This window comes from Gulosibacter chungangensis, assembly GCF_008831155.1.
GTDB classification, from domain to species: Bacteria; Actinomycetota; Actinomycetes; order Actinomycetales; family Microbacteriaceae; genus Gulosibacter; species Gulosibacter chungangensis.
This window is the reverse complement of sequence record NZ_WBKB01000004.1, coordinates 179161-202492: the sequence shown is the minus strand read 5'-3', so window position 1 is coordinate 202492 and position 23332 is coordinate 179161. Positions and strand designations below refer to the sequence as shown.

The 23332-nt window shown below is 62.5% G+C and carries 20 protein-coding genes and 3 pseudogenes; 10 read left to right on the top strand and 13 right to left on the bottom strand.

The genetic code is table 11. From position 1 onward, the window contains the following. Positions 1–69 precede the first annotated feature (69 nt). The 4 genes and pseudogenes from F8O05_RS08135 to cmtR form a co-directional block, all read right to left on the bottom strand. A pseudogene (locus F8O05_RS08135) lies at positions 70–1052 on the bottom strand (arsenic resistance protein). Between the two features lie 15 nt (positions 1053–1067). Continuing rightward, the gene (locus F8O05_RS08130) at positions 1068–1376 is read right to left on the bottom strand and encodes a hypothetical protein (protein WP_158052240.1); all 309 of its coding nucleotides are present in this window, start codon (positions 1374–1376) and stop codon (positions 1068–1070) included. Next, a complete protein-coding gene (locus tag F8O05_RS08125) occupies positions 1373–3313 on the bottom strand; it encodes a heavy metal translocating P-type ATPase (protein ID WP_158052239.1) in 1941 nt (646 codons plus the stop codon). The genes F8O05_RS08130 and F8O05_RS08125 overlap by 4 nt, the downstream gene beginning before the upstream one ends. Before the next feature lie 50 nt (positions 3314–3363). Then, entirely contained in the window at positions 3364–3735 is a 372-nt protein-coding gene (gene cmtR / locus F8O05_RS08120; RefSeq protein ID WP_158052238.1) for a Cd(II)/Pb(II)-sensing metalloregulatory transcriptional regulator CmtR, read from the bottom strand. Positions 3736–4030: 295 nt separating this feature from the next. On the opposite strand from cmtR, the gene trxB reads away from it, so the two are divergent. Genes trxB through F8O05_RS08095 form a run of 5 tightly spaced genes read left to right on the top strand, consistent with a single transcriptional unit; the run spans position 4031 to position 7840 of the window. Continuing rightward, complete coding sequence (gene trxB, locus F8O05_RS08115) at positions 4031–5008, top strand: thioredoxin-disulfide reductase (protein WP_158052237.1); 978 nt, start codon at positions 4031–4033, stop codon at positions 5006–5008. Further along, positions 5005–5328 (top strand): thioredoxin, encoded by a 324-nt coding sequence (trxA, locus tag F8O05_RS08110; RefSeq protein ID WP_158052236.1) that lies wholly within the window; start codon positions 5005–5007, stop codon positions 5326–5328. Before trxB ends, trxA begins: the two co-directional genes overlap by 4 nt. Continuing rightward, on the top strand, positions 5325–6422 hold the full coding sequence (gene arsB, locus F8O05_RS08105; RefSeq protein ID WP_158052235.1) for an ACR3 family arsenite efflux transporter: 1098 nt from the start codon (positions 5325–5327) through the stop codon (positions 6420–6422). Before trxA ends, arsB (F8O05_RS08105) begins: the two co-directional genes overlap by 4 nt. Beyond that, positions 6419–7420, top strand: a complete 1002-nt coding sequence (locus F8O05_RS08100) for a metalloregulator ArsR/SmtB family transcription factor (protein WP_158052234.1) — start codon at positions 6419–6421, stop codon at positions 7418–7420. Before arsB (F8O05_RS08105) ends, F8O05_RS08100 begins: the two co-directional genes overlap by 4 nt. Positions 7421–7432: 12 nt before the next feature. Next, a complete protein-coding gene (locus tag F8O05_RS08095) occupies positions 7433–7840 on the top strand; it encodes an arsenate reductase ArsC (RefSeq protein WP_158052233.1) in 408 nt (135 codons plus the stop codon). 73 nt (positions 7841–7913) lie between these two features. Here F8O05_RS08095 and F8O05_RS08090 read toward each other — a convergent pair whose 3' ends face one another. Continuing rightward, positions 7914–8462, bottom strand: a complete 549-nt coding sequence (locus tag F8O05_RS08090) for a hypothetical protein (protein WP_192497092.1) — start codon at positions 8460–8462, stop codon at positions 7914–7916. 507 nt (positions 8463–8969) lie between these two features. Here F8O05_RS08090 and F8O05_RS08085 point away from each other — a divergent pair. Further along, a complete protein-coding gene (locus tag F8O05_RS08085; RefSeq protein WP_158052232.1) occupies positions 8970–9311 on the top strand; it encodes a hypothetical protein in 342 nt (113 codons plus the stop codon). A gap of 141 nt (positions 9312–9452) precedes the next feature. On the opposite strand, the gene F8O05_RS08080 is transcribed toward F8O05_RS08085, so the two are convergent. The 4 genes from F8O05_RS08080 to F8O05_RS08065 form a co-directional block, all read right to left on the bottom strand. Beyond that, positions 9453–10268, bottom strand: coding sequence for a DUF5677 domain-containing protein (locus F8O05_RS08080; protein WP_158052231.1), 816 nt, complete (start codon positions 10266–10268; stop codon positions 9453–9455). A gap of 92 nt (positions 10269–10360) precedes the next feature. After that, complete coding sequence (locus F8O05_RS15005) at positions 10361–10819, bottom strand: toll/interleukin-1 receptor domain-containing protein (protein WP_225735799.1); 459 nt, start codon at positions 10817–10819, stop codon at positions 10361–10363. 621 nt (positions 10820–11440) lie between these two features. Beyond that, positions 11441–14980 (bottom strand): MobF family relaxase, encoded by a 3540-nt coding sequence (gene mobF, locus F8O05_RS08070; RefSeq protein WP_158052334.1) that lies wholly within the window; start codon positions 14978–14980, stop codon positions 11441–11443. A 446-nt stretch (positions 14981–15426) separates the two neighbouring features. Beyond that, positions 15427–15759 (bottom strand): hypothetical protein, encoded by a 333-nt coding sequence (locus F8O05_RS08065; protein ID WP_158052229.1) that lies wholly within the window; start codon positions 15757–15759, stop codon positions 15427–15429. Positions 15760–15921: 162 nt separating this feature from the next. On the opposite strand from F8O05_RS08065, the gene F8O05_RS08060 reads away from it, so the two are divergent. The 4 genes and pseudogenes from F8O05_RS08060 to F8O05_RS08045 all read left to right on the top strand — a co-directional run. Further along, positions 15922–16518: a DUF305 domain-containing protein gene (locus F8O05_RS08060; RefSeq protein ID WP_158052228.1), complete on the top strand. Its 597-nt coding sequence runs from the start codon at positions 15922–15924 to the stop codon at positions 16516–16518. A gap of 128 nt (positions 16519–16646) precedes the next feature. Beyond that, on the top strand, positions 16647–17225 hold the full coding sequence (locus F8O05_RS08055; protein WP_158052227.1) for a CueP family metal-binding protein: 579 nt from the start codon (positions 16647–16649) through the stop codon (positions 17223–17225). A 93-nt stretch (positions 17226–17318) separates the two neighbouring features. Then, positions 17319–19598 (top strand): heavy metal translocating P-type ATPase, encoded by a 2280-nt coding sequence (locus F8O05_RS08050; RefSeq protein ID WP_158052226.1) that lies wholly within the window; start codon positions 17319–17321, stop codon positions 19596–19598. Positions 19599–19887: 289 nt separating this feature from the next. Beyond that, positions 19888–20415: pseudogene (locus F8O05_RS08045) on the top strand (flavoprotein); the annotation flags it as partial. A 33-nt stretch (positions 20416–20448) separates the two neighbouring features. Here the strand turns inward: F8O05_RS08045 and F8O05_RS08040 are convergent. From F8O05_RS08040 to F8O05_RS14790, 4 genes and pseudogenes are all read right to left on the bottom strand, one after another. Further along, positions 20449–20889, bottom strand: a complete 441-nt coding sequence (locus F8O05_RS08040; RefSeq protein WP_158052225.1) for an arsenate reductase ArsC — start codon at positions 20887–20889, stop codon at positions 20449–20451. 25 nt (positions 20890–20914) lie between these two features. After that, on the bottom strand, positions 20915–21913 hold the full coding sequence (locus F8O05_RS08035) for a metalloregulator ArsR/SmtB family transcription factor (protein ID WP_158052224.1): 999 nt from the start codon (positions 21911–21913) through the stop codon (positions 20915–20917). Then, a pseudogene (gene arsB / locus F8O05_RS08030) lies at positions 21910–23001 on the bottom strand (ACR3 family arsenite efflux transporter). The gene F8O05_RS08035 and the pseudogene arsB (F8O05_RS08030) overlap by 4 nt, the downstream one beginning before the upstream one ends. After that, a complete protein-coding gene (locus tag F8O05_RS14790; protein WP_192497091.1) occupies positions 22983–23309 on the bottom strand; it encodes a hypothetical protein in 327 nt (108 codons plus the stop codon). Before F8O05_RS14790 ends, arsB (F8O05_RS08030) begins: the two are co-directional and overlap by 19 nt. Between the last annotated feature and the right edge of the window lie 23 nt (positions 23310–23332).

Here is a 23332-nt window from a genome sequence, read left to right as displayed (position 1 = left end):
TATAACCCTCACCATCTTCTCGGGCGGTTGTGGGTTGACGTTCGTGGAACTCCTACCGCCACCCTATTTCTACAGAGCTTCTTGCCGTCCAACTCGGAGCGTCAGGAAGCGTGGGATGAGGCGGACGAAGATCACCATAACGATCAGTTCGACCAGTGTCTGGGTGACTACGACAAGCGGGGTGAGTGCGAACGCTGCGGGCAGCGCGAGCACGAGCGGGAGCACGACGAGCGAGTTGCGCGTCGCGCCACTGAATACGACCGCTCGCTGACCAGGAATGTCGAGTCTCGCAACTTTTCCAGCGACTGCGCCGATCGGCACCATGATCGCGGCGAAGAGGACGTAGACGGGGATCGCGAGCAACAGCGAGTCGAGTTGGGCACTCACGCCGCCGATCTGGGAGGCGACGACGATCGCGAGCGTGAGCATCATCAGCGGCACCATCGCCCCAGCACCACTGTTTCCAGCGCCCTGCCCCAACGGGTGAGCGCAGCCGCGAGCTGTGTGAGCACAGCCGCGGCCAGGGGCAGGACGATGAGCAGCAGGAACGCTTCGAGAAAAGGGGCGAGATCGACGGCAGCGACGAACTCAGCTCCGACGAAGACCCAGAGATAGAGCGGGAGTAGCAGCATCTGGGCGAGCATGAGCAGCGGAGCTGCGGCGAGGAGACGATCTTTTGCGCCGCCCGCGATCCCGGTGAATACAATCACATAGTCCACGCACGGCGTCAGCAACACGAACAACACCCCGACTAGCAGCACCTGGTCGTGTGCGACGATACGCGACAGGCTCCACACCACCACTGGCGCGAAGATGAAGTTCACGACAAGCACGGTGGTGAGAAATCGCCAGTCTCGGAACACCTGCCCGATCTGTCGGAACGGCACCCCGAGGAACGTCGCATACAGCAGGAGTCCAAGCACGGGGTTGATCGCGGCCTCGGCCGGATACGCAACCACAGGGAGCAGGAGCCCGACGAGAAGTCCAATAAGGAGGGCCACCAAGTAGAGCCGCACCTGGAATCGCTCCATCCACTCGGCCCCGGCTCTCATTCTCCTCTATGTCAGTTACAGGTGATTCTGGAGTGCTCGCTCGATTTGTGTTCGGGTGGGCGTTCCGGCAAGGCCGTGTTCAGTGAAATAGACCCTGCAGGCGAGCGAAGTGGTCTGTCCGTCGGATGGGAACAGGTCTTCACCGTCGACGACGATAGTTGGCGAGCCAGCGAACGCAGTAATCGCTGCTTCGGTTGGCGTGCGGATAAGGACGAACTCAACAGCCACATCCGCCAGGCCTGCACCGTCGAGTGCTTGTCTGGCCCGTGCCCCGGCCTCCTCCCAGCTGGGGCATTCCTCGATATGTAATACCTGAACCTTCATGCGTCCACTCCTTCGTTCTTCATTTTGGGTGTGGTATTTGCACCGCGGTTCTGCTCTGACGCGATCGGGTATGGGCGCGGTCGTCGGGTGCGGGCAGCGCGTAACCCGTTGGCAATGACAAAAACTTCGGCGACCTCGTGAACCAGGACGACAGCGGCAAGACCGAGTACACCGGTGATTGCCAATGGCAACAGCACGACGATGATCGCCAAAGACAGAACGATGTTCTGGTTGATGATGTTTCGCCCGCGGCGCGCATGGAGCAGCGCCTGTGGGATGAGGCGAAGATCATGACCGGTGAAGGCAATGTCGGCGGACTCTATGGCTGCATCCGACCCGGTTGCGCCCATTGCGATGCCGACGGTGGCCGAGGCCAGCGCGGGGGCGTCATTGATACCGTCACCAATCATGCCTGTCGGCTGTTGCTTCACTGTGTCGGTGATTTCACGGGCTTTATCTTCGGGGCGTAGTTCCGCGCGCACGTCAGCGATCCCAGCGATCTTCGCGAGAGCGTTCGCGGTGCGGGAGTTATCGCCAGTGAGCATCATTACCTCGACCCCCAGGTCACGGAGTGAGGCAACGGTTTCGGCGGCCTCGGGCCGGAGCTCGTCGCGGACACCAATCGCACCGACAGTGTGCCCGTCGCGGGTGACCATGACGCAGGTCTGACCGTCTGATTCCATTGCCGCGACCCTGCTCGCGAGGTCACCGGCCGGGGTGATCCAGCGGGGGCTCCCGACGGTGATCTTGTGGCTGTCGACATGGCCGGTGACGCCGTGGCCGGGTGTTTCGCTCACCCCGGATGCGGCGGGTGTACCCGGGGCCGCGGCGGTGATAGCGGCTGCAAGTGGATGGGTGCTGTGCTGCTCGATGGCCGCTGCCCAGGCGAGCATTTCTTCGCGGGAAACACCGTCGGCTGCCTCGACCGCGGTGACTGCAGGCTGGTTGCGGGTGAGGGTGCCGGTCTTATCGACAGCGATACGACGCAAGGTGCCAAAGCGTTCGAACGCCGCACCGCTCTTGAATATCACTCCAAAGCGACTCGCGGCACCAATCGCGGAAACGACTGTGACCGGCACCGCGATCGCGAGTGCACACGGGGAGGCCGCGACAAGCACAACCAGAGCGCGAATGATCCACGTCTCCGGATCACCGAACAACGACCCGATCGTCCCGACGAGCACAGCGAGGATAATCACGCCCGGTACAAGTGGGCGTGCGATGCGGTCCGCGAGGCGGGCGCGCTGACCTCGGTCCTGCTGCGCCTGCTCCACGAGCCCGACGAGAGTAGTCAGCGAGTTGTCTGTGCCATCAGCGGTGGCGGTGATTTCCAGTGACCCGGAGGTGTTGATCGACCCCGCCGCGACCTGATCGCCAGCGGTAACTTCCACGGGGATAGATTCCCCAGTGACCGCCGAGGTGTCCAGCCTGCTCGCACCCCGAGCGACCGTGCCGTCGGTTGCGATGCGTTCACCGGGCCGCACCCGCAACACATCACCGCCCCGGATCTCTCGTGCAGGGATCTCGACAGGTATGCCAGCGCGAAGGATGGTCGCCGTCTCGGGTACCAGCTTGAGCAGAGAGCGAAGGCCGGACCGGGCCCGATCCATCGCTTTGTCTTCGAGCGCTTCGGCGATGGAGTACAGGAACGCCAGCGCCGCGGCCTCCTCGACATACCCGAGGATCACCGCCCCAACGGCACTGATCGTCATTAGTAGCGCGATGCCGAGCTTGCCCTTGGTGAATAGACCCCGCAGCGCCCCGGGCACGAACGTGTATGCCCCGAGCAGTAGCCCAATCCAGAACAGCACCAACGCCACCATTTCAGCGGTCGGATTATTCCCCGTCGTCCACTCGGTGACCAGGCCCACGATGAAGAAAAGTCCAGAAGCCAGTGGAATCAGGATCGCTAGATCACCCCACCATGGGCGCTCCATCTCCCCCGTCTCGGCCCCTGTTGTGCTGGGCGGCTCGCAACACGACGCGCTCACTGGGTTGTCTCAGCGGTGTCCACTGTGATGCAGCAGCCAGGAACAGCGCAAGCCGGATCGAGGCACGGGACCTGCTCGTCGACTGCAAGGGTCACATCCACCAGCGCCGTCAATGCCGCCGTCAGGTGAGGGTCGGCGATCTCGTAACGAGTCTTGCGACCCTCGGGCTCAGCGGCCACGATCCCGCACCCGCGCAGACAGGTCAGGTGGTTCGATACATTCGTGCGTGTCAGCTCCAATTCCCGCGCCAACTCCGCTGGGTACCCTGGTCCGGAAAGTAATGTCAACAGAATCCTCGACCGCGTCGGGTCAGCCATGGCGCGACCCAACCGGTTCATCACGTCCACACGAGAAGCAATAGTCAGCATGTGCTGAACTATACAGTCCTAGATGAACAGTCAGCAAGTGGTGACCTATGAGCTGACGCTTTGGCTGGAACCTCAGAGAAGATCCCGACAATCGCCATCACGCGCGTGATTCCACGGATCGTCGGAGGCGTGGAGTTTCCGCGTCCCAGCGCTCCCCTAGTGAAGCGTTGCGCGCTCACTAGCCGCAGCGGGACCATAGCGCACCCGCAACCTTATAGTTGAACACCACCTAACGAGTCAGTGAATTTCGTCACACGAGGCTGCAGCATGCATCGAAGTTTGTAAATATAGATGCATGTCAATTCAAGAAGTAGAGCTAGTTATTGTCGGCTCCGGACCTGCTGGATACACGGCCGCGGTTTACGCAGCACGTGCGGGCCTTGCTCCGGTAGTCCTCGCAGGATCCGTAACTGCGGGCGGCGCGCTGATGACAACAACCGAGGTCGAAAACTTTCCCGGCTTTATCGACGGGATTCAGGGCCCAGACCTGATGGATGCGATGCGCGCTCAGGCCGAGCGATTCGGTGCGCGAATCATCAACGACGATGCTGTAAGCATCGACCTTCAAGGTGCCGTCAAAACGATCAAGACCGGTAACGGTGAGGCCTATGCCGCTCGTGCTGTAGTGCTGGCGATGGGGTCCGAGTACCGCAAGCTCGGCTTGCCCGAGGAAGATCGTCTTTCTGGCCATGGTGTCTCGTGGTGTGCCACGTGTGATGGGTTCTTCTTCCGCGAGAAGCAGATCGCCGTAGTTGGAGGCGGTGATTCCGCGATGGAAGAGGCGCTATTTTTGACGCGATTCGCGTCAAAGGTCACCATCGTCCACCGTCGTGATGAGTTCCGCGCCTCAAAGGTCATGGTCGATCGAGTGCTCGCTGACTCCAAGATTGAAGTTGCCTGGAACTCCGAAGTGGCTGAAATCCTTGGCGAGGAGCAGGCCGATGGACTCCGGCTCAAGAACACGGTTGACGGCTCGGAACGAGTGTTAGATGTGACGGGGGTGTTCATTGCCATCGGTCATGACCCACGATCCGCGCTTGTCGCAGAGCAGGTGGCAACCGATAGCGACGGCTACGTGAAAGTTGAGCATCCATCCACCCGAACGAGCCTCCCAGGCGTGTTCGCGGCGGGCGACTTGGTCGATCACACTTACCGGCAGGCGATCACCGCTGCAGGTACGGGATGCGCCGCAGCGCAGGATGCACAGCAATTTTTATCAAGTCTCATCTCATCTGAACAACGCTCGGATCTCGTTCTGGAGAGTGTCATATGAGTATCGTCAACGTCACCGATGACACCTTTGAACACGAAGTGCTCCAGTCAGGTCTCCCTGTTGTCGTCGACATCTGGGCGACCTGGTGCGGCCCGTGCAAGGCGATCGCACCAGTGCTTGAAGACTTAGCAGCCGAGTTTTCGGGCCGAGTGAAGATTGTCAAAGTTGATGCGGATGCGAATCCGGCCACCGTATCTGCGGCGGGTGTCACTTCGATTCCAACCCTCGGTTTTTACCAGGCTGGAGAGCGAGTCGATGTGCTTATCGGGGCACACCCAAGACCAGTTATCGCGGCAAAGATTAAGGAACTGCTCTCATGACGAATACCTTGGCAACTCCGTCGCGGGTGACACCCAAGCGCATGTCGGCTCTCGACAAGTGGCTCGCGGTCTGGATCGGGCTAGCCATGATCGTAGGCCTCCTGCTCGGCCGTTTCATCCCCGGCATCTCCGAACTCCTGACACGACTTGAGGTTGGTGGCATCTCCGTGCCCATCGCACTCGGGCTACTCGTCATGATGTACCCCGTGCTCGCGAAGGTCCGCTACGACAAAGTCGCAGCAGTCACCGGAGACAAAAAGCTGCTCATTTCATCGCTCGTGCTCAACTGGCTCGTTGGCCCTGCGCTTATGTTCACCCTTGCATGGATCTTCCTCGCAGATCTCCCCGAGTATCGCACCGGTGTCATCATCGTTGGGCTTGCTCGCTGTATCGCGATGGTCGTGATTTGGAACGACCTGGCATGCGGTGACGGCGACGCAACCGCGGTACTGATCGCGGTGAACTCAGTGTTCCAGGTCGTCATGTTCTCCGTGCTCGGCTGGTTCTACCTCACGGTACTCCCCGGCTGGCTCGGCCTCGACACTCAGGGCCTCGACGTTTCGGTGTGGCAGATCGCGCTCAATGTGCTGGTTTTCCTGGGCGTTCCACTGCTTGCAGGGTTTATGTCGCGGTGGGTCGGCGAGAAGCGTCGCGGCCGCGAATGGTACGAAGCGAAGTTCCTCCCGAGGATCGGCCCGTGGGCGCTCTACGGTCTGCTCTTCACCATCGTGCTGCTTTTCGCGTTCCAGGGCGAAGCAATCACAAATAATCCGCTTGATGTTGCTCGTATCGCGGTGCCACTGCTCGCGTACTTCGCCATTATGTGGTTTGTCGGCATGATCGCTGGTAATGCGATCGGTCTCGGCTATGCCCGATCCACGTCCCTTGCGTTCACCGCAGCAGGCAATAACTTTGAGCTCGCGATCGCAGTCGCAATCGGCACGTTCGGTGCTGCCTCTGGCCAGGCGCTCGCGGGTGTGGTCGGCCCCCTCATTGAAGTGCCGGTGCTCGTCGGCCTGGTGTACGTCTCCCTGTGGCTGGCGAGAGTTTGGTTTAAGACTGACCCATACGCGACTGAAACGAGCAAGTCATGATCCCGGACACCGCGCTCCGCAACCCAGAAATATGCACACCTACAGTGGAGCACGCGATGGGGTCTGCAGCCGCTTCCTCTGTCGCAACCACACTCAAGGCGCTCGCTGAGCCACTCCGCCTGCGAATGCTCTCTGCCATCGCCACAGACCCCCGCGGTGAAGCGTGCGTGTGCGATCTTGCTGAGCTTACTGACGTGTCGCAGCCCACGGTGTCTCACCATCTGAAAGTCATGAAGGACGCTGGGTTGCTCGCCTCAGAGCGTCGTGGCACCTGGGTCTGGTATCGAGTCGTCGCATCTCGCAAAAATGCTGTCACCGCGCTGCTAGATTCCTTTGCACCGGCGACCCTCCTTGAGGATATTGAGAGCGAACAGGATCGCACTGTCGCGCTGCGCACTATGGATGCTCGCGTTACGCGGCTCGCGGATGAACTGGCCGACGAACTTTCCGAGTTGAATCGCGACCTGGTAACCGCGATCGTACGGGAATCGTATGCGGGTCTCGTCAGGTCTGCGAAACTTACCCAACACATGATTCCCCTCACTGAACGCTTCGCGAGACAACGTCTTGCTGACCTGATGCGTGACCGTGAGACTTCTGTTCCGCAGGTGCTGTTCGTATGTGTTGCGAATGCCGGGCGTTCCCAGCTCGCGGCAGCCCTCATGAATCAGTTGTCGGGTGGCACCGTTATCGCTCGCTCGGCCGGATCGAACCCAGCTGTCGATGTGCACCCGAGTGTACGTTCGCTCCTCACAGAAATTGAGGGTGACAAAGATGCGACAACAGCATTTCCAAAGCCACTCACCGATGACGCGGTGCGTGCCGCAGACGTCGTCATCACCATGGGCTGCGGTGATGTCTGCCCCATCATTCCCGGTGTGCGCTACGAGGATTGGGCAGTAGGAGACCCTGCCCTCGCCTCTGATGACGGTGCCAAAGCGATCCGCGACGACCTCGCCACCCGCGTACACACATTGCTTGACACGCTCACCACATAAGGAAAAACTTCAATGACCACTCAAACCAAGCCCTCCGTGCTATTCGTCTGTGTGCACAACGCCGGGCGTTCGCAAATGGCCGCGGGATACCTACGCCACATCGCTGGCGATCGCATCGAGGTACGCTCCGCCGGGTCGATGCCCGCCGACCAGATCAATCCCACAGCCGTCGCCGCCATGCGCGAAGAAGGCATCGACATCACCGCCGAGCAACCCAAAGTGCTTACCACTGAGGCTGTGCAGGACTCTGACGTAGTGATCACGATGGGTTGCGGTGATGCCTGCCCATTCTTCCCAGGCAAGCGTTACGAGGATTGGGAGCTTGATGACCCCGCGGGGCAGGGCATTGACTCAGTGCGCCCCATTCGTGACGACATCAAGCAACGTATCACCACGCTTATTTCTTCACTTCTCGATTGATTTGAAACGAATGGGGTGGTGCTCAATACCTTGAGCACCACCCCATCAATGGCCAAACGAGCTGGACCGGAAGTCACCACTCCCTCAGGGAATTAGCGACCGAGCGACGAAACCAACTCAATCGGCGCTGGTGTGGTTGCACAACAGGCGGCGCGGGGATCTGATCAAGCCGGTCCGTCATCACCTTGATGCGGGCGGCGTCGATCTCGCGCACCGGCGTGCTCCTGAACTCTGGAACGAGATATCCGGTGACCTTTCCCTTGTACGAGCGCACCGTACCAACCGCCCGCTTCTTACCGCTGCGATTGGGTTCGGTACGGATCATTTCAAGCCAACGCTTGGAATACTCCTCGAAGCCCAACGACTGCGCCTGTTCGATCTCCAGCTCGGCTTGCAGCCGCGCTGCGATCTCCTCCGGTGGCTCCCAAAGGCCCCGTGCCATCTTCGATTGCACCCCTGCAAGCCAGGTTCGTGCATCCGTTTTGGTGAGGAAGGTGAGCGGCCGGTCTTGATCGGTTCTGGCCGTGTAGGTCGTTCCGTCGAGTCCTGGGTATCGAGCTTGCCAGCGGCCCGATGGGAGCTTGCGCAGGCTCCCCCAATTCTCGCGTTTGCTGTTGCTCATGATGCTCTCCCATGGACTCGAACGGACGCTGGCGGACCGTCGTGCCACTTCGGGTGGGTATTCCTGTTCATTTCTGTTCTCCTCTGTCTTTCGACTGGGAGACATGAAAACGCCCCTGATCTGCGAAAACTCGCGGATCAGGGGCGTGAACAGGTATTTACCTGGAGCCTCTAGAAAGAAATCTTAGAAGTCCCAGTTCTCGTCGTGGGCCGCGTAATCATGCGGATCTTCGTGGGTTGCAGCGAGGCCGTGCCCCCTGCGTGCCACTCGTGAAATATGGTCGCTTCGCGTGGAGTTGCGAGACCGTGGCACACGATAATTCTACTCGTCGTGTAGGAGATCAGCGGGAACCTGTCACGTGGAAGACCTTCCCTATCGGGCGATGCTCAGGGGCGTGGTGCGTGTGCTAGCCCCGAGTCGTCGCACCTAAGGGCCAGCCGAACCACAGAAGCCGTCAGATTACTATGGAACTGCTCGAACGCTACGCACGAGAGAGGTAGGACCGTAATGGATGACCGTATCCGGCAGACGGGTCAGTTCCTGAAGGACGCCGTACAGGAGTCCGCGCGTCAGACGTTGAGCAATCATGGCGATGAACAGCACCAAAAGGGGTTCAGGAGCGCAGCTGGCATCAGCCTGCGTCTAATAGACCAAAAGATCGACGCCTTCAAGGAGCAAATGAAGGGCCCAGGTCTGAGCAAGACTGAGCAAGCAATTTACGCTCACCTCGATGAACTAAAATCCGACATCGAAGCTAATTTTGAGCGTTACTGGCGAGGCAGCGGAGTGAACTGGCGTCCACCAAAGCCAATCGCCAAGGGAGTGCTTCGGAAGCCCGAAGAGCTTTAACTCTGGGCCGCGCGGGCCGAGCGATCAGTTCCTCAATGTCCTCGACGCAATCGATCGTTCCACACAATCCATCCGCCGGTTCACGATCTTGCCGCCTGCCGCGACGTCACCTGGGTCTGGCCCAAGCTGGCAACGGCTTTGCTACTTGGCTCTTGTCTTGCCCTGAGCATGCCGTTTCCGATACGCATCACTGAGTTGGATCTCCGGGTTAATTTCCAATGCCCTTGCAATGCGACGGAGCGTGCTCCGGTAACCATGGTCCTTGCTGATGTACGTTACTGCACGCCCGCTCCACACCATGGATGCAGCAGTCAGAAATCGCAGCAAGCCCTCATCAAGTGCGAGGGCTGGTTTCAGCCTCGGAGGCGGCACACGTTCTCCCAACGGTGGCGGCGAGAAGTATAGGTCGACAACGGGTACGCCTGCATGGCTGTATGAACTGAGGATTCGATAGTAGATGTACGCGTCGGTTCCACCTGGCTCCAAATCCTCGCAGATGAGATCGAATCGTCGAGCGTTGTCTGCGGAGCCGAGGAAGTCCTCCATGTTCGTCCCCGTTACCTCCCCCTCGCGGAAGGTCGTCGCGACCGCCCGCTTCAGAGAGGATTGAAGGCCGGTTCGTTGTCTAGCGTACTCGTGGAGGAAAGCACGGATACCTTCATCGTCTTTGCTCTGTACGAGCCACGCCGCGGTAAGCGCGCACTCGTACACAACACGGGCCAGCGGAAGCGCAGCATTGTGATGGCCACTGTCCAGAAGCAGTTGGACAGCTCGTGCCGTCTCGTGAACATGGCGCGTGAGGCCCACCACACACTCCATGCGAGCCACGTCCTGCGTCGTAATCGCCCTACCTGCGCGAGCACGAGGCTGAGACATTTCTGTCGGGTGCCCCTGCGCATCCCAGGCATCGAGAAGCTCGATCATGAGCTCACGCAGTTCTAAGGTGCTATTAGCCATGAAAAGGTCCTCGTTGATTACAGGTTCAAGAAGTGGTCACAAAGATCGGAGGAACGCACCTCATCCAGGCGCGTTCCTCCGGTGTTAGAGCGCTACTCGTCGACGCTCACGCTTACGAGGTCGTCGATCAGCACGGTGTCCGCAAGCTTCGTGGCAACTTCTGACAACGAGGAATAGCTGGCTGTGTCGAGTCCCGAACGTGCTGCAAGCAGTGGACTGAACCTACGCAACTCATCGAACGTCGTGCCGTGGACGATGGGAATGACACGATCCGTCGCCAGTAGAGCAGACAACTCCTGCGAAGCGATGCCGTCACTGTTGAGGCTTTTGAAGAGCGAGGGAGTCACGAGCACAATTCCAGCTCGCGAGCCCGCAAGTCCCTTATCAATCTTGCGGATTAGCGAAGTGCCAAGCGGAACGTCCATCTCGCTGAACCAAACGGTCACATCGAGTTCAACCAGCAGGTTGTTCAGCTCAAGTGCTGCGCCCCGGCGGTCGTCCCACGCATGGCACAGGAACAAGTCCCGCGCCTCCGAGTGAGTCTTGGCCATCTGAACGACTTGCTCGCGCACAGGATTCAGGGTCTGATACTCGGAAGTTGAGTACGTGACAGCTGTTCGACGTGCTCGACTCGAACCCCCGCTCCCTCCCCCGCCGGACCGACTGGCGTAGCTCGCAATTCGACGGAGCGGTGGAGTGTATGCGGGTGTCGGTGTGTACTGTGGCCGCTCGTAGTAGCCGTACCGTGACGAACCGCCGTGGACAGGACAGTCGGCGCCGCCGCCTCGAATATGCCCTAGTACGGGCGCTGTGCATCTGGACATAGGTGCAGTTCCTCCTCAGAAACTTCGCACCGAAGACCTAGAACCCTGCGAGCGAGTCCTCTTGACTCGCCCCTCCGCAGTGGTATTAGAGTTGAATCCACCATCCCCTGCGAAAGTTTGGTGCCCTCAACCCCGACCCGGCTCCCCCGGCGATCGGGGTTGTCGTGCTTCGGCTGCCGTTTGGCGATCCAATACTACATATGGGCACCGACATTGGATAGCACCACAAGTGGTAGTAGTTACATCAGTGTAGTTTTCCACCGACCTACCTCGGAATCACACAGGTTATCCATTAGTTTGTTCACAGATCCGCTTATAGGAACGTGGACTCTTCCAATTCGTCCAGTCTCACAAATAGAGGCCCCGTGTCTCCCTCGTCCTTTCCCGTCGACGCTGTTGAGCGCGAAGAACGCTAGCATTTCTGATGACTCGGAGAACGGCTTCAGCGCGAGCGTGGTCGATCTTCTGAGCTGTGGAATTGGGCGAGGATCCAAGTACCGCGGCACCAGTGACCTGATATCGATCGCGGTAAGCGGCAACCGCGCGCGCAGCGTGACGCCAAGCGGAGGCGCTTTTCGCGTCGGCGGGCTCAGCGCCAAGAGCCGCAACCCAAGGCGCCAATACAGAGACGGCGGCGTCGAGTACCGCATCAGCACGCGCCTCGATGAGCCCCGCGCGCTCCACGAGCGCACGCTGCATTTCATCGTCTTTCACCCCGCTCGCTTCCGGAACGAGACCTGCGATGAGTCGCGTGGGTCTCATCGCGCGCCCAGATCCGTCTGGTCGAGCAGTTGCTGCGGCAACCCGGTGTCGCAACACCGCAGCAACGTCATCGGCATCGTCGAATCCTCGCGCGCGCACGAGACGCGGTAGTAGTACGTCGACATCGTGGTGGTTGGCTTCGGCGCGCCTCAGTTCGGCAGTCAGCGGCCCGAACGCATCCGAATCGATGGCTTTGTCTGCTTGCTCGGCGCTGAGCCCGGACGCACGCACGAGCAACGCCCACCGGTCCCTTTGCGCGGCCGCGGCGATCGTCTCGTACTCGGCTGCGAGCTGGGCGATAGTGCCCCAGGTCTCTTGCTCGGCGGCGAGGGTCTCGTGTGCGGATAGCTCGGCACCCACATGCTGGAGCACACCGCTCAACACACTGTGCGCGGTGGCTTCATCGCTGTCGCCGGGATGCGGACCCGAGTGGAAGCCGTCGGGCTTGTCAACGGCGACATAGGCGATGTTCGCCTCGCGACCGCGGGTCATCGCAACGTAGAGGCTCTCACGTGTCAGCGAGGCATCGACCAGAACGTGCGCGGTGTCGGTGGTGAGGCCTTGTGCTCGGAACGATGTAACGGCGTATCCGAGGTCGACGTGCTCGGAAACATAGCCAGCAGGCAGCAACAGTCTGGTTCCCCTACGGCGCCCCTCGCGTCGCACAAGCATCGAGCCGTCGGTACGGGCATCGAGAACGCGCCACCGGTCACCGTTACGCACCCAGCCACCGCCCGTACGGAGCCGACGATCATTCTTCCGCGTGATGACGACGTCGCCGCTCGCCGCTTGTGTGCCGTCGTGCAGGTCGGCCTCGCGCGGTCCACGCACCACTCCAGCGAGGATCAGGTCCGTCCGCGCGCGACTGTTGAGCATGGTAACCGATTCGTTCGAGTCCGATACGAGCACGGTAGTGCGCCCGGCACGTTGGTCGGTCCGCCATGCGTCGTATGCAGCCTCAACCATGGCCTCGGTGTCGCCCTCAAGGATGCGGTCGTGCTCCGCGTAGGTATCGAGCACCTCGACTTGGCCCTGGCGCAGGTCGAGGGAGGCGCGCTTCTCCCACTCATGTGTAAACCGGTGCACGTCGACAAGTTCGGCCACGTCGTCACGATCGTGAGCGAGCAGCCCGAAGGCTCCACCTGCGTCCACGGCCTGGAGTTGCGCGTAATCGCCGACGAGCAGGACTTTCGCTCCGGCATCCGCGGCGAGCCCAGTGACGCGATCGAGCGACAGCGTTCCGGCGAGGGATGCTTCATCGAGGATCACGAGCTGGTTCGCGTTGAACGTTGCGCCGGTTTGGAGGTGTGTCTGCCACCACTTCGCAGTGTTTTCCGTTGATATCCCTAGCTCCTCGCCGAGCACCTGAGCTGCTCCGGCTGAGGGCGCGAGTCCGACAACGGATCCGGGCCCGTGCTCCTTTTCCCAGGCACGCCGGAGTGCGTTCATCGCAGTGGTCTTCCCAGCGCCAGCGGGGCCCACGAGCACGTCAACGACGCGACCTGACACCGCGATCGCTGACAGCGCGGATGCTTGATCAGCTCCGAGCATCCGGCGCTCACGGTCGGGCTTCTGCGCAATGCGCTCGATGATCGCCAGCGGAATCGTGGGGCCCGTCGTTGTACGGGAAAGCTGCAGCAAACGATCCTCTGCATCGAGTAGCCCTTCGGAGGAGAAGACCGTGGAGTTCTTCGGCCGGAATACCGACGACTCATCAGCACGTCGAAAGACAGCGGGACTGGAGGCCAACTCAGGTGGCGTCAGCCGGAATGATGCCGCCTCGGCCGCATCCACAACCATCCCAACCACGGCCTCACGGTCGCGCGTGCTCGCAAAGCGATACCCCATCGTTTGCCGCGCCGCTTCGGCAGTGAGGTTCCAACGTCGCCAGGTGGAGCGCTTCTCCCCCACGGCGGCGACAACGCTCGATCCCAAGTTCGCGATGATGTCGAGGGGGATATCGTCGGCACGCAACAGCAGCGGCGCATCGTTAGCAGCGACTCTTCGCGCCCACGCCGTCACGTCTTCCCCCAGGATCACTCCAGCTCGTTGCCGCCACCTGTCGGTGAGTTCAGCGAGCGAATGGATCTCCTTCTCCGGGCGCGTGACGAGTGTCGCCTGAGCGCGCAGCTTGATGATCGTTGCACTGGATGGCTGCCTGCCATGCTTCTCGACGTACGCCGCGATGAGCCGATCCTTCTCCTCATCAATATGTCTCGAACGAGATGAGAACGCATCGACCAGAGGCTTTGGAACAGACACAATGCTCCATGCCGGGTTCCGGTCGCGCCCTCGTTCCCGAGCCTCCCACTCGACCCCCAAGACGCGTGTGAGGTGATCTGCAAACACGGCCTCGTGTAGCTCGGAGAGCGCAACCGTCGCGGCGTGCAGCGGGCGGCTGTCGAGGCTGCGCCACTTGCTATCCATCACGGTCTGGACCTTGTTGCTGATCACAACGTGCGTGTGTAGGTGAGGATCCCCCGCGCGTGAGTCGTAGTGATCGTATGCAGTCGCGATCAGCCCGCGCACGTCAACCTGCGCAACCGCACCGTCACCGGGGGTTGCACCGGCGCGTGTGGCCGCAACCTCCCGCTCCATGTACGCAACCACCTCTGCAACCGCCGCATGGTGGGCATTGGCGATGAGCGATTGTGTCCCGGCATCCGCGACAGCCCACAACACCGAGGCGGACTTCGGGATCAAGAACGTGTAGTCGTACCCCGCGACCGCTCGCCGCGTCCCCCTCGCTGACTCCTCAGTTTCGATCGTGGCCGCCTCGCGCCCGCGCGCTGCGGCGCTCAGGCCCGGCGGGAGTGCGGCGACCCGCTCGGTGATCCGCTCCAACTTGGGCTTGTACTTCGGGTACGCCCGGCCCAGCGGTTCGCCAGTGATGGGGTCGCGACCCATGCCGATGAGGAGTTGGAGCTGAGCTTCGGAAACCTCGTCGCCCAGTGCAAGCTGACCGATTCCGAGCGCAGCGATGCCGCTCCCCATCCACCTGCCGGGCGGCGTACCGTCGGCGCTGTAGTAGCGCGTGAGCGGTGTCGAAAGGTCGCGGTCACCGTCTCCGGCGGCGACGGTGCGCAGGAGGTACTTGTAGCCATCACCCGCCGACATTAGCCTCATCGACACTGTTATTGACGCTCACCTTTCCTCCGTCAGGGAGGAGGTGAACATGCAACATCTGCGGCATCAAGAACGCGTCACGAACGGCGACGTTCCTCGATCTGCCAGACGCGTGGGGCTACAGACGAAGGTCTGGCCCGTGTCAACGACCGGCGTGATCGATCAAGTCCAGGCGACAAGAACCTCCACGGCATACCTTGGTTCAGTGCGCAGGTCAACGCCGCGAGTGCCGACCTCGGGCAGCTGCTCGCTCCGTCCTTTGGCACATGCCACTCAGAAACCACACTCCCGCTGAATACCCCGGGGAGGTATTATGCGGAGTGGTATTGAAATAGAATGGGTGAGGCAATTTGAGTCTTACCGGCCCGGGAGGTGGAGGTATGTCGATAGCGAATACCGCCCCTTCGCGTCCGGTCAGCCCGCACCCACCCCGGTTCCTCGTTGCGCTATTCGCACTCGGCGCTCTCCTCCTGTGCGCCGTACTCATGCACGCCTTCGGGCATGGTGGGCGCCACGAGGCCGCACCTGCAACGGCGTCGGTAATGCACGCTGAAGCCGCGCCCGGAAGCCCCACGACGGCGGTCACCTCCGGGCATGGCGAGCACCCAACGGCCGCGCACGCAGATGGACTTTCGGATCCCGGTGTCGCCTGTGGAGCGGGCTGCGGCGAACATGACATGGTCCAGGTCATCTGCATGCTCGTGTTCCTGACCGCGGGTGTGTTCTTCCTCTTCGTTCTCTCCCGGCGATTGGCCACCGATCACTGGTTCGGTGCGCACGAATTGAAGATGGCTGTTCATGCCCGGGGTGCGCCCCGTCCGATGACGCCGTCGCCGCAAGAACTCTCCATTAGTCGAACTTGATCGGTCTACCGGGGCCGCGCCATGTGCGCATGGCCTCGCTTTGCCGATCCCAAATTCTTCGACGTATTGGAATAACTCATGAAACTCCGAACCTTGTTTATTGTCCCGGGCATTCTCGCCGCCGGACTGGTCCTTGCCGGTTGCACGACTGGCCCAGCGGAACCCGCACCTGCTACTTCGACAGCACCATCATCAGTGTCGGAGGACTTCAACTCTGCTGACGTGATGTTCGCGCAGATGATGGTCCCTCACCATGTGCAGGCCGTCGATATGTCCGACCTGATTCTCGCGAAGGATGACATCGACCCTCGTGTTGTCACCCTCGCCGAAGAAATCAAAGCCGCACAACAGCCTGAGATCGACACGCTCAACACCATGCTCGAAGCCTGGGGCATGCCCCAGGCCGCAACCGATGGTATGGGCATGGGCCACGGCGGCCACATGGACGGCATGATGACCGAGGAAGACATGCAGGCACTCGAAGCCGCAACTGGACCCGACGCGAGCCGACTGTTCCTGGAGCAGATGATCGTGCATCACGAGGGTGCCGTGGAGATGGCGCAAGCTCAGGTCGACTCCGGTGTGAATCCGGATGCCGTCTCGATGGCACAGTCGATCATCGACACCCAGAACGGTGAGATCGAGACCATGCGCGACATCTTGCTGAGCCTCTAACCACCCATCCCCCTCGGGTCGGCGCGAAACGACTTGCGCGCCGACCCCAGCAACACCAACACACTGCACCGGTTGCGCACCCTTGACTACTAAGGGAAGCCACCGGGCCCCGACTGAAAGACGACGCTATGAAGCGACTCACAACCCTTGCCACGGCAGCTGCGGCAATCCTCTCTCTTACTCTGACTGGGTGCTCCGCCTCGGATGCTGCGGCGCCCGACACTCCCAGCGCCGACCTGCTCGCCTCTCACAACCTGACCGACATGTCGGCGAGGGAGATCGTCGACACACTCGACCGGATGAACGTGAGCGACCGGCCTGCCGACTTAATTGCATCCGTGCAGCCCGATGCCCTCGTCCTGACGGACAACGTCACCGAAGTCTCCCTGGACATGCCGGATGACGTGACCTATGTCTCGGTTGCCCCCTTCGTTTCGCAAACACACGAGTGCTTCTACCACAGCCTCACGACCTGCCGAGGAGAACTCTCTGCGCAGCAAATCGAGGTGCGGTTCATCGACGATGCGACTGGCAACGTGATTCTCGAAGAAACCACGACCACGTTCGACAACGGGTTCGCTGGGTTCTGGCTCCCCCGCAACCTGAGCGGGACGATCGAGGTGACGTACGACGGGAAGACCGGCGAAACCCCGTTCTCGACCGCGAACGACGCCGCGACATGCATCACCACGCTCCAACTCACGTGATTTTCGGGAGCCGCCCGATGAGACACGGCGACTCCCACCCGACAACAGCGGGGCATCGAGCCCGACGCACCCGCCTATAGACAGGACTTCACCATGCATCGAGATCCAGCCCATGAGCACCACGACCACTCGGGAGGTCACGGCGATCACCCGCCTGAGACGCCAACTAGGGACAACGCATCCGCCCACCACAACCATCACCAGGCACAGACGCATCCTGATCACCACGCGCACGCCGAAACCTCTACCGACGCGCGTGCGGATCAGCATGCCGCCCACGACGCTCATGCGGGCCATGCCCACGGGGCAGCGAACCACGACGCCCACGCAGATCACGACCCGGGCGCGCATGCCGGACACAGCGTCGCGATGTTCCGCAACCGGTTCTGGGTGACGCTTGTGCTGTCGATTCCGGTGGTCATCTTCAGTCCGATGGTCGCGATGATCTTCGGCTACCACATACCCGAAACCGGCTGGACGACATGGATCGCCCCGGTCCTTGGCACGGTCATCTTCTTCTACGGCGGCATGCCGTTCTTGAAGGGCGCGCTCCGAGAGATCCGGCTTCGGCAACCAGGCATGATGCTGCTGATCGCGATGGCCATCACCGTCGCGTTCCTCGCATCCTGGGCCACGTCGCTGGGCGCTGGGCTTGACCTCGACTTCTGGTGGGAACTCGCCCTGCTCGTGGTCATCATGCTCCTCGGGCACTGGCTGGAAATGCGCGCGCTCGGTGGGGCATCAAGCGCCCTGGATGCCCTTGCTGCGTTGCTGCCCGATACCGCCGAGCTGATCCGCGAAGACGGAACCGTGGAGCAAGTACCGAGCACCGATGTCGCAACGGGTGACCTCGTCCTCGTTCGAGCCGGAGGGCGCGTGCCAGCCGACGGCACTGTAGAAACTGGGTTCGCCGACATGGATGAGTCCATGGTTACCGGTGAATCAACGACCGTCACCCGCACCGCTGGAGACGCGGTCACCGCGGGCACCATCGCCACCGACTCCGCAATCCAGGTTCGTGTGACCGCCGTCGGCGAGAACACCGCGCTGGCTGGCATTCGTCGCCTGGTCGCGGATGCGCAGGCATCGTCCACCCGCGCGCAGGCACTCGCCGACCGTGCAGCAGCCTTGCTGTTCTACTTCGCCGTCACCGCGGCCATCATCACGGTGATCGTGTGGCTCATCGTCGGTAGCCCCGCCGATGCCATCACACGCGCCGTGACGGTGCTGATCATCGCGTGCCCGCACGCCCTGGGTCTTGCCATCCCGCTCGTGATCTCCATCGCAACCGAGCGCGCCGCTCGCGCTGGCGTTCTCGTCAAAGACCGTCTGGCGCTTGAGCGCATGCGCAGCGTCGACGTCGTCATGTTCGACAAGACCGGAACCCTCACCGAGGGTCGCCACGCGGTCACGGCGGCAACCGTCGTCCCGGGCGCCGACCCGCAGCGCGTCTTCCGGCTGGCTGCCGCCGCAGAATCCCCCAGCGAGCACCCGGTCGCCCGCGCCATCGGCGCATGGGCGCGGCAACACGCAGCCGGATCGGCCATGCCATCAGTGGAGGCGTTCCGTTCCGAGCCGGGCGTCGGCGTCACAGCAACAGTGGACGGCGTCGAAGTGCGGGTTGGTGGACCGCGCCTGCTCGACTCACTTCGTTTGTCTATCCCTGAGGGCATTCAGGCGAAGGTCTCCGAATGGGAGTCGCTTGGATCGAGCGTCCTCTTCCCGGTCATCGACGGTCGCATCGAAGGTGCATTCGCCCTGCAAGATGTGATTCGTCCCGAGTCTCGCGCTGCCATCGATGAACTGCATCGACGCGGTATCCGCGTGGGCATGATCACCGGCGACGCCCAGCAGGTGGCGGATGCGGTTGCAGCTGACCTCGGCATCGATGAAGTCTTCGCGGGCGTTCTGCCCGGCGACAAGTCCGACAAGGTCGCCGAGTTGCAGAACCGCGGTTACAAGGTTGCGATGGTTGGCGACGGCGTGAACGATGCACCCGCTCTTGCCCGCGCGGATGTGGGTGTCGCGATCGGTGCGGGTACCGACGTCGCGATCGAGTCGGCAGGCATCGTCCTGGTGTCGAGCGACCCGCGCGCCGTGTTGAGTGCTATCGAGCTTTCACACGCCTCCTACCGGAAGATGGTGCAAAACCTGGTGTGGGCAACCGCCTACAACGTGATCTCTGTGCCGCTGGCCGCGGGTGTGCTCGCGCCGATCGGATTCACGCTCCCACCGGCCGCAGCCGCCGTGCTGATGTCGCTCTCCACGATCATCGTCGCTCTGAACGCTCAACTGCTCCGTCGTTATGAGCTGGACCCAGAGAAGCTGGCACCACTCCAACCGACGAAACGCGAATCCGCCCTGACCCATTGAGTCAGAAGACGAATCGAATCAACCCGGGCCGCGCGCGATTACGCGACGGTCCTGTTGCCGCGGCCGAGTACACCCGAACGACGGGCAGATCATCAGTACTCGGTCGCGGCATGAGTAAGTGGATGCACATCGACATACCGAACGGGGCGACGCCGGGTTGTCATCGTTCGTGCTGGATTTCGTCGTGCCACCCGGGCGGATGCTGCCGCGATGCATGGCTGCAACCGAAAGGCCGTACTCATTCCGAGAAAAGCAGGCACGCGCTGAATGCCTACGCTCACACGGAAGCGTCACTGGCTTCCGTACCGACGCCATCCCCCTCACCGGCGATGGTCGCGCGGTCGTCACTGCCGAGGATGGGCGGATGCTCGACCCGGCGGATCGAGTGCTCGTGTTGACGGGGTTCAGGCCCGATCTGTCGTTCCTGTCGGAGATCCGGCTCGAGTTGGATCACCGACTGCAAGCCCCGGTGCGGGTCGCCAGTGAGGTTGATCCGAACCTCCATTCCTGCGGTTCGGTGCGGGCGACCGGGGCGGCGGAACTCGCCCATCCGGAGCCGAGGTTCTTCATCCTGGGGGCGAAGTCCTACGGCCGTGCGCCCACATTCCTCGCGATGACCGGCTACGAGCAGGTGCGCTCCATCACTGCTGCGATCGCGGGTGATGAGGAGGCCGCCGCCCGCGTGGACCTCGCCCTGCCCGATACGGGCGTGTGTGGCGGTTCCGGGCTCTTCGATGTACCCGAGCCTGCGGCGGGCGGCTGCTGCGGGGCCCCGCAACTCGTCACGCTCGGCACGGCCCCCAGCCGAGAGCCATGACCCGAGGACACCGGTGAGGAGGGCGGGAACCGTTCAACGGTTCCCGCCCTCCGGCCGTCCGGGTTCGGGTGAGCCCAGCAGTTCGGTGATGAGCGCTTCGACACGGGCCTTGATCTCGTCGCGGATCAGCCGCACGGCGTCGATGCCTTGACCTGCGGGGTCGTCGAGCTTCCAGTCCTCGTACCGTGTGCCGGGGAAGAACGGGCAGGCATCCCCGCAGCCCATCGTGACCACCACATCCGAGTCCTGCACGGCGTCGGTCGTGAGGATCTTTGGCTGCTCGGCGGTGATGTCGATCCCGACTTCGTGCATCGCTGCGACGGCGACCGGGTTGATCTGCTCGGCGGGCATCGACCCTGCCGAGCGCACCTCGATGCGGTCTCCGGCGAGGTGGCGGAGCCAGCCTGCGGCCATCTGGGAGCGGCCCGCGTTATGTACGCACACGAACAGCACGGACGGTTTCTGATCGGTCATCTTCTGCTTGCTCTTTCTCGGTGGTTCAGTCGGTGAGGAGGGTGTCGATGAGGCCACGGACGCGGCCCTCGATATCGTCGCGGATCGCGGCGACGCCTTCCGGGGAGGCGAGGGCGGGGTCGCCCACGGCCCAGTCTTCGTAGCGGACGCCGGGGATGATCGGGCACACATCCCCGCAGCCCATCGTCACGACCACGTCGGCGGCGCGCACGGCATCGTCGGTGAGTGGCTTCGGGAACGCCGACTCCGCCTGCCGCTCGCCCTCGATCTGGGTGATGAGCGACCGGACGTGCGGGTGCACGTCCGCGGCTGGGGTGGAGCCTGCGGAGCGGGCGATGACTTTGCCGTCGGCGAGTTGGTTCACGAGGGCGGCGGCGAGCTGGGAGCGGCCCGCGTTCTGCACGCACACGAACAGCACCTGCGGCACCCCGGCTTGACGGTCGCGGGTGAGGTCGGCGAGGCGCTGCCTGGCGAACCGCTCGGTGAGGGGGATCATGTGCTGGGTGAGTTTCGCCGACCGGACGAGCCCGGCGTAGGATTCTCTGACGATCGCGGTCACGAGGTCGCGGTTCAGGCCGGTCAGTTCGTCGGCGAGTTCGTCGGCGAGGCGGGTCACGCGGCCGTCCATCGTGCGCAGCGCTTCCGCACGCTCGGCCGCGTCGTCTTCGCTGGTGTCGAGGGTCGCGGCGGGCGCGAACGCGTCCAGCAGCGCCGTCACCGCACCGCGCCGGGCGGGAGCGATCCGGTAGTACACCCAGGTGCCGCGCCGCTCCGACAGCAGCATCCCCGTCGCCTTGAGCACCTTCAGGTGATGCGAGATCGTGGGCTGCGACACGTCGGCGAGTGCTGCGAGGTCGCAGACGCAGCACTCGCCGCGCGGGTCGGTCGCGATCGCCGAGAGCATCCGCAACCGCAGCGGGTCAGACAGCGACTTCAACGCCTCGGCGACCGTCGCGGCCGCCTCGGTGCCGATGGCGTGCGTAGTTGTCGGCGCGCAGGCGTCGGTTTCGAGCGTGGTGGTCATGATGCGGCTCCTTGGTAGGGGTCGGTGTGGAACCAGGCGCGGGCAGCCCAGAGCGAGACATAGACGAGGCCGACAAGGACCGGCACCTCGATGAGCGGGCCGACGACACCCGCGAGGGCTTGCCCGGAGGTCGCCCCGAAGGTGCCGATCGCGACCGCGATCGCGAGCTCGAAGTTGTTCCCGGCCGCGGTGAACGCGAGCGTGGTCGAGCGGGCATACCCAAGGCCTAGGCGTTTGCCGAGCAGGAGGCCCGTGAACCACATGAGCGCGAAGTAGATGAGCAAGGGCAGCGCGATCCGCGCCACATCCCACGGCCGATCCGCGATCTGGTCGCCCTGCAGCGCGAACAGCAGCACGATCGTGAACAGCAGCCCATACAGCGCCCACGGCCCCACCCTCGGCAGGAACGTCTCCTGGTACCAGGCACGTCCGCGGCGCTTCTCGCCGACCCAGCGGGAAGCGAACCCCGCGACCAGGGGTATGCCGAGGAAGATGAGCACGTTCAGGGCGATCTGCCCCATCGACACATCCAGCCCTTGGGTGTCCAGGCCGAGCCAGGCGGGAAGGATCGTGAGGTAGAACCAGCCGAGCACCGAGAACATCACGACCTGGAACACCGAGTTGATCGCCACCAGCACCGCCGTCGCCTCCCGGTCACCGCAGGCGAGGTCGTTCCAGATCACGACCATCGCGATGCACCGGGCGAGACCCACGATGATCAGCCCCGTCCGGTACTCGGGCAGATCGGGCAGGAACAGCCACGCGAGAGCGAACATCACCGCCGGGCCTGCGATCCAGTTCAGCAGCAGCGAGGAGACGAGGAGGCGCTTGTCGCCGGTGACGGCGGCGACCTAGTCGTAGCGGACCTTCGCGAGCACCGGGTACATCATCACCAGCAGCCCCAGGCCGATCGGCACCGAGACCCCGCCCACCTCCATACGGGCCAGCAGCTCCGAGACGCCAGGGATGAAGCGGCCCAGCAAGAGCCCTACGAGCATCGCGGTCCCGATCCATGCGGGCAGCCACCGATCCAGCGTCGACAGCTTCCGCGCGGCGGGCGCTGCCTCCGTCACTCCTTGATTCGACATAATTCTATATTGATGTTCCTCGAATCAAGGTGCAAGTTGGAACGCGGGGTGAGCGGGAGTGTTTGCCCAGTGTTCGCTTGCGAGCCCAGGTCTGGGTCGGAGGGTGTGTGATCGTCGCTGGCTGTGAGGTCGGGATGTTCGAGGGTATCGATGTAGCGGTTGGTGCCTTCGATGCTAAGACCGAAGAGGTCGCTGATCCGTCTCGCGTCGCCGCGGGTGGCGTGAGCTTCGGCGAGGATGCGATCTTCGCGGAGAGCCTGCGGGCGGATACCGACCTGCTGCCAGGGATAGGTCCGGCTGGCGGCCATCAGCCTGGGCGCGGAGCGCTGGT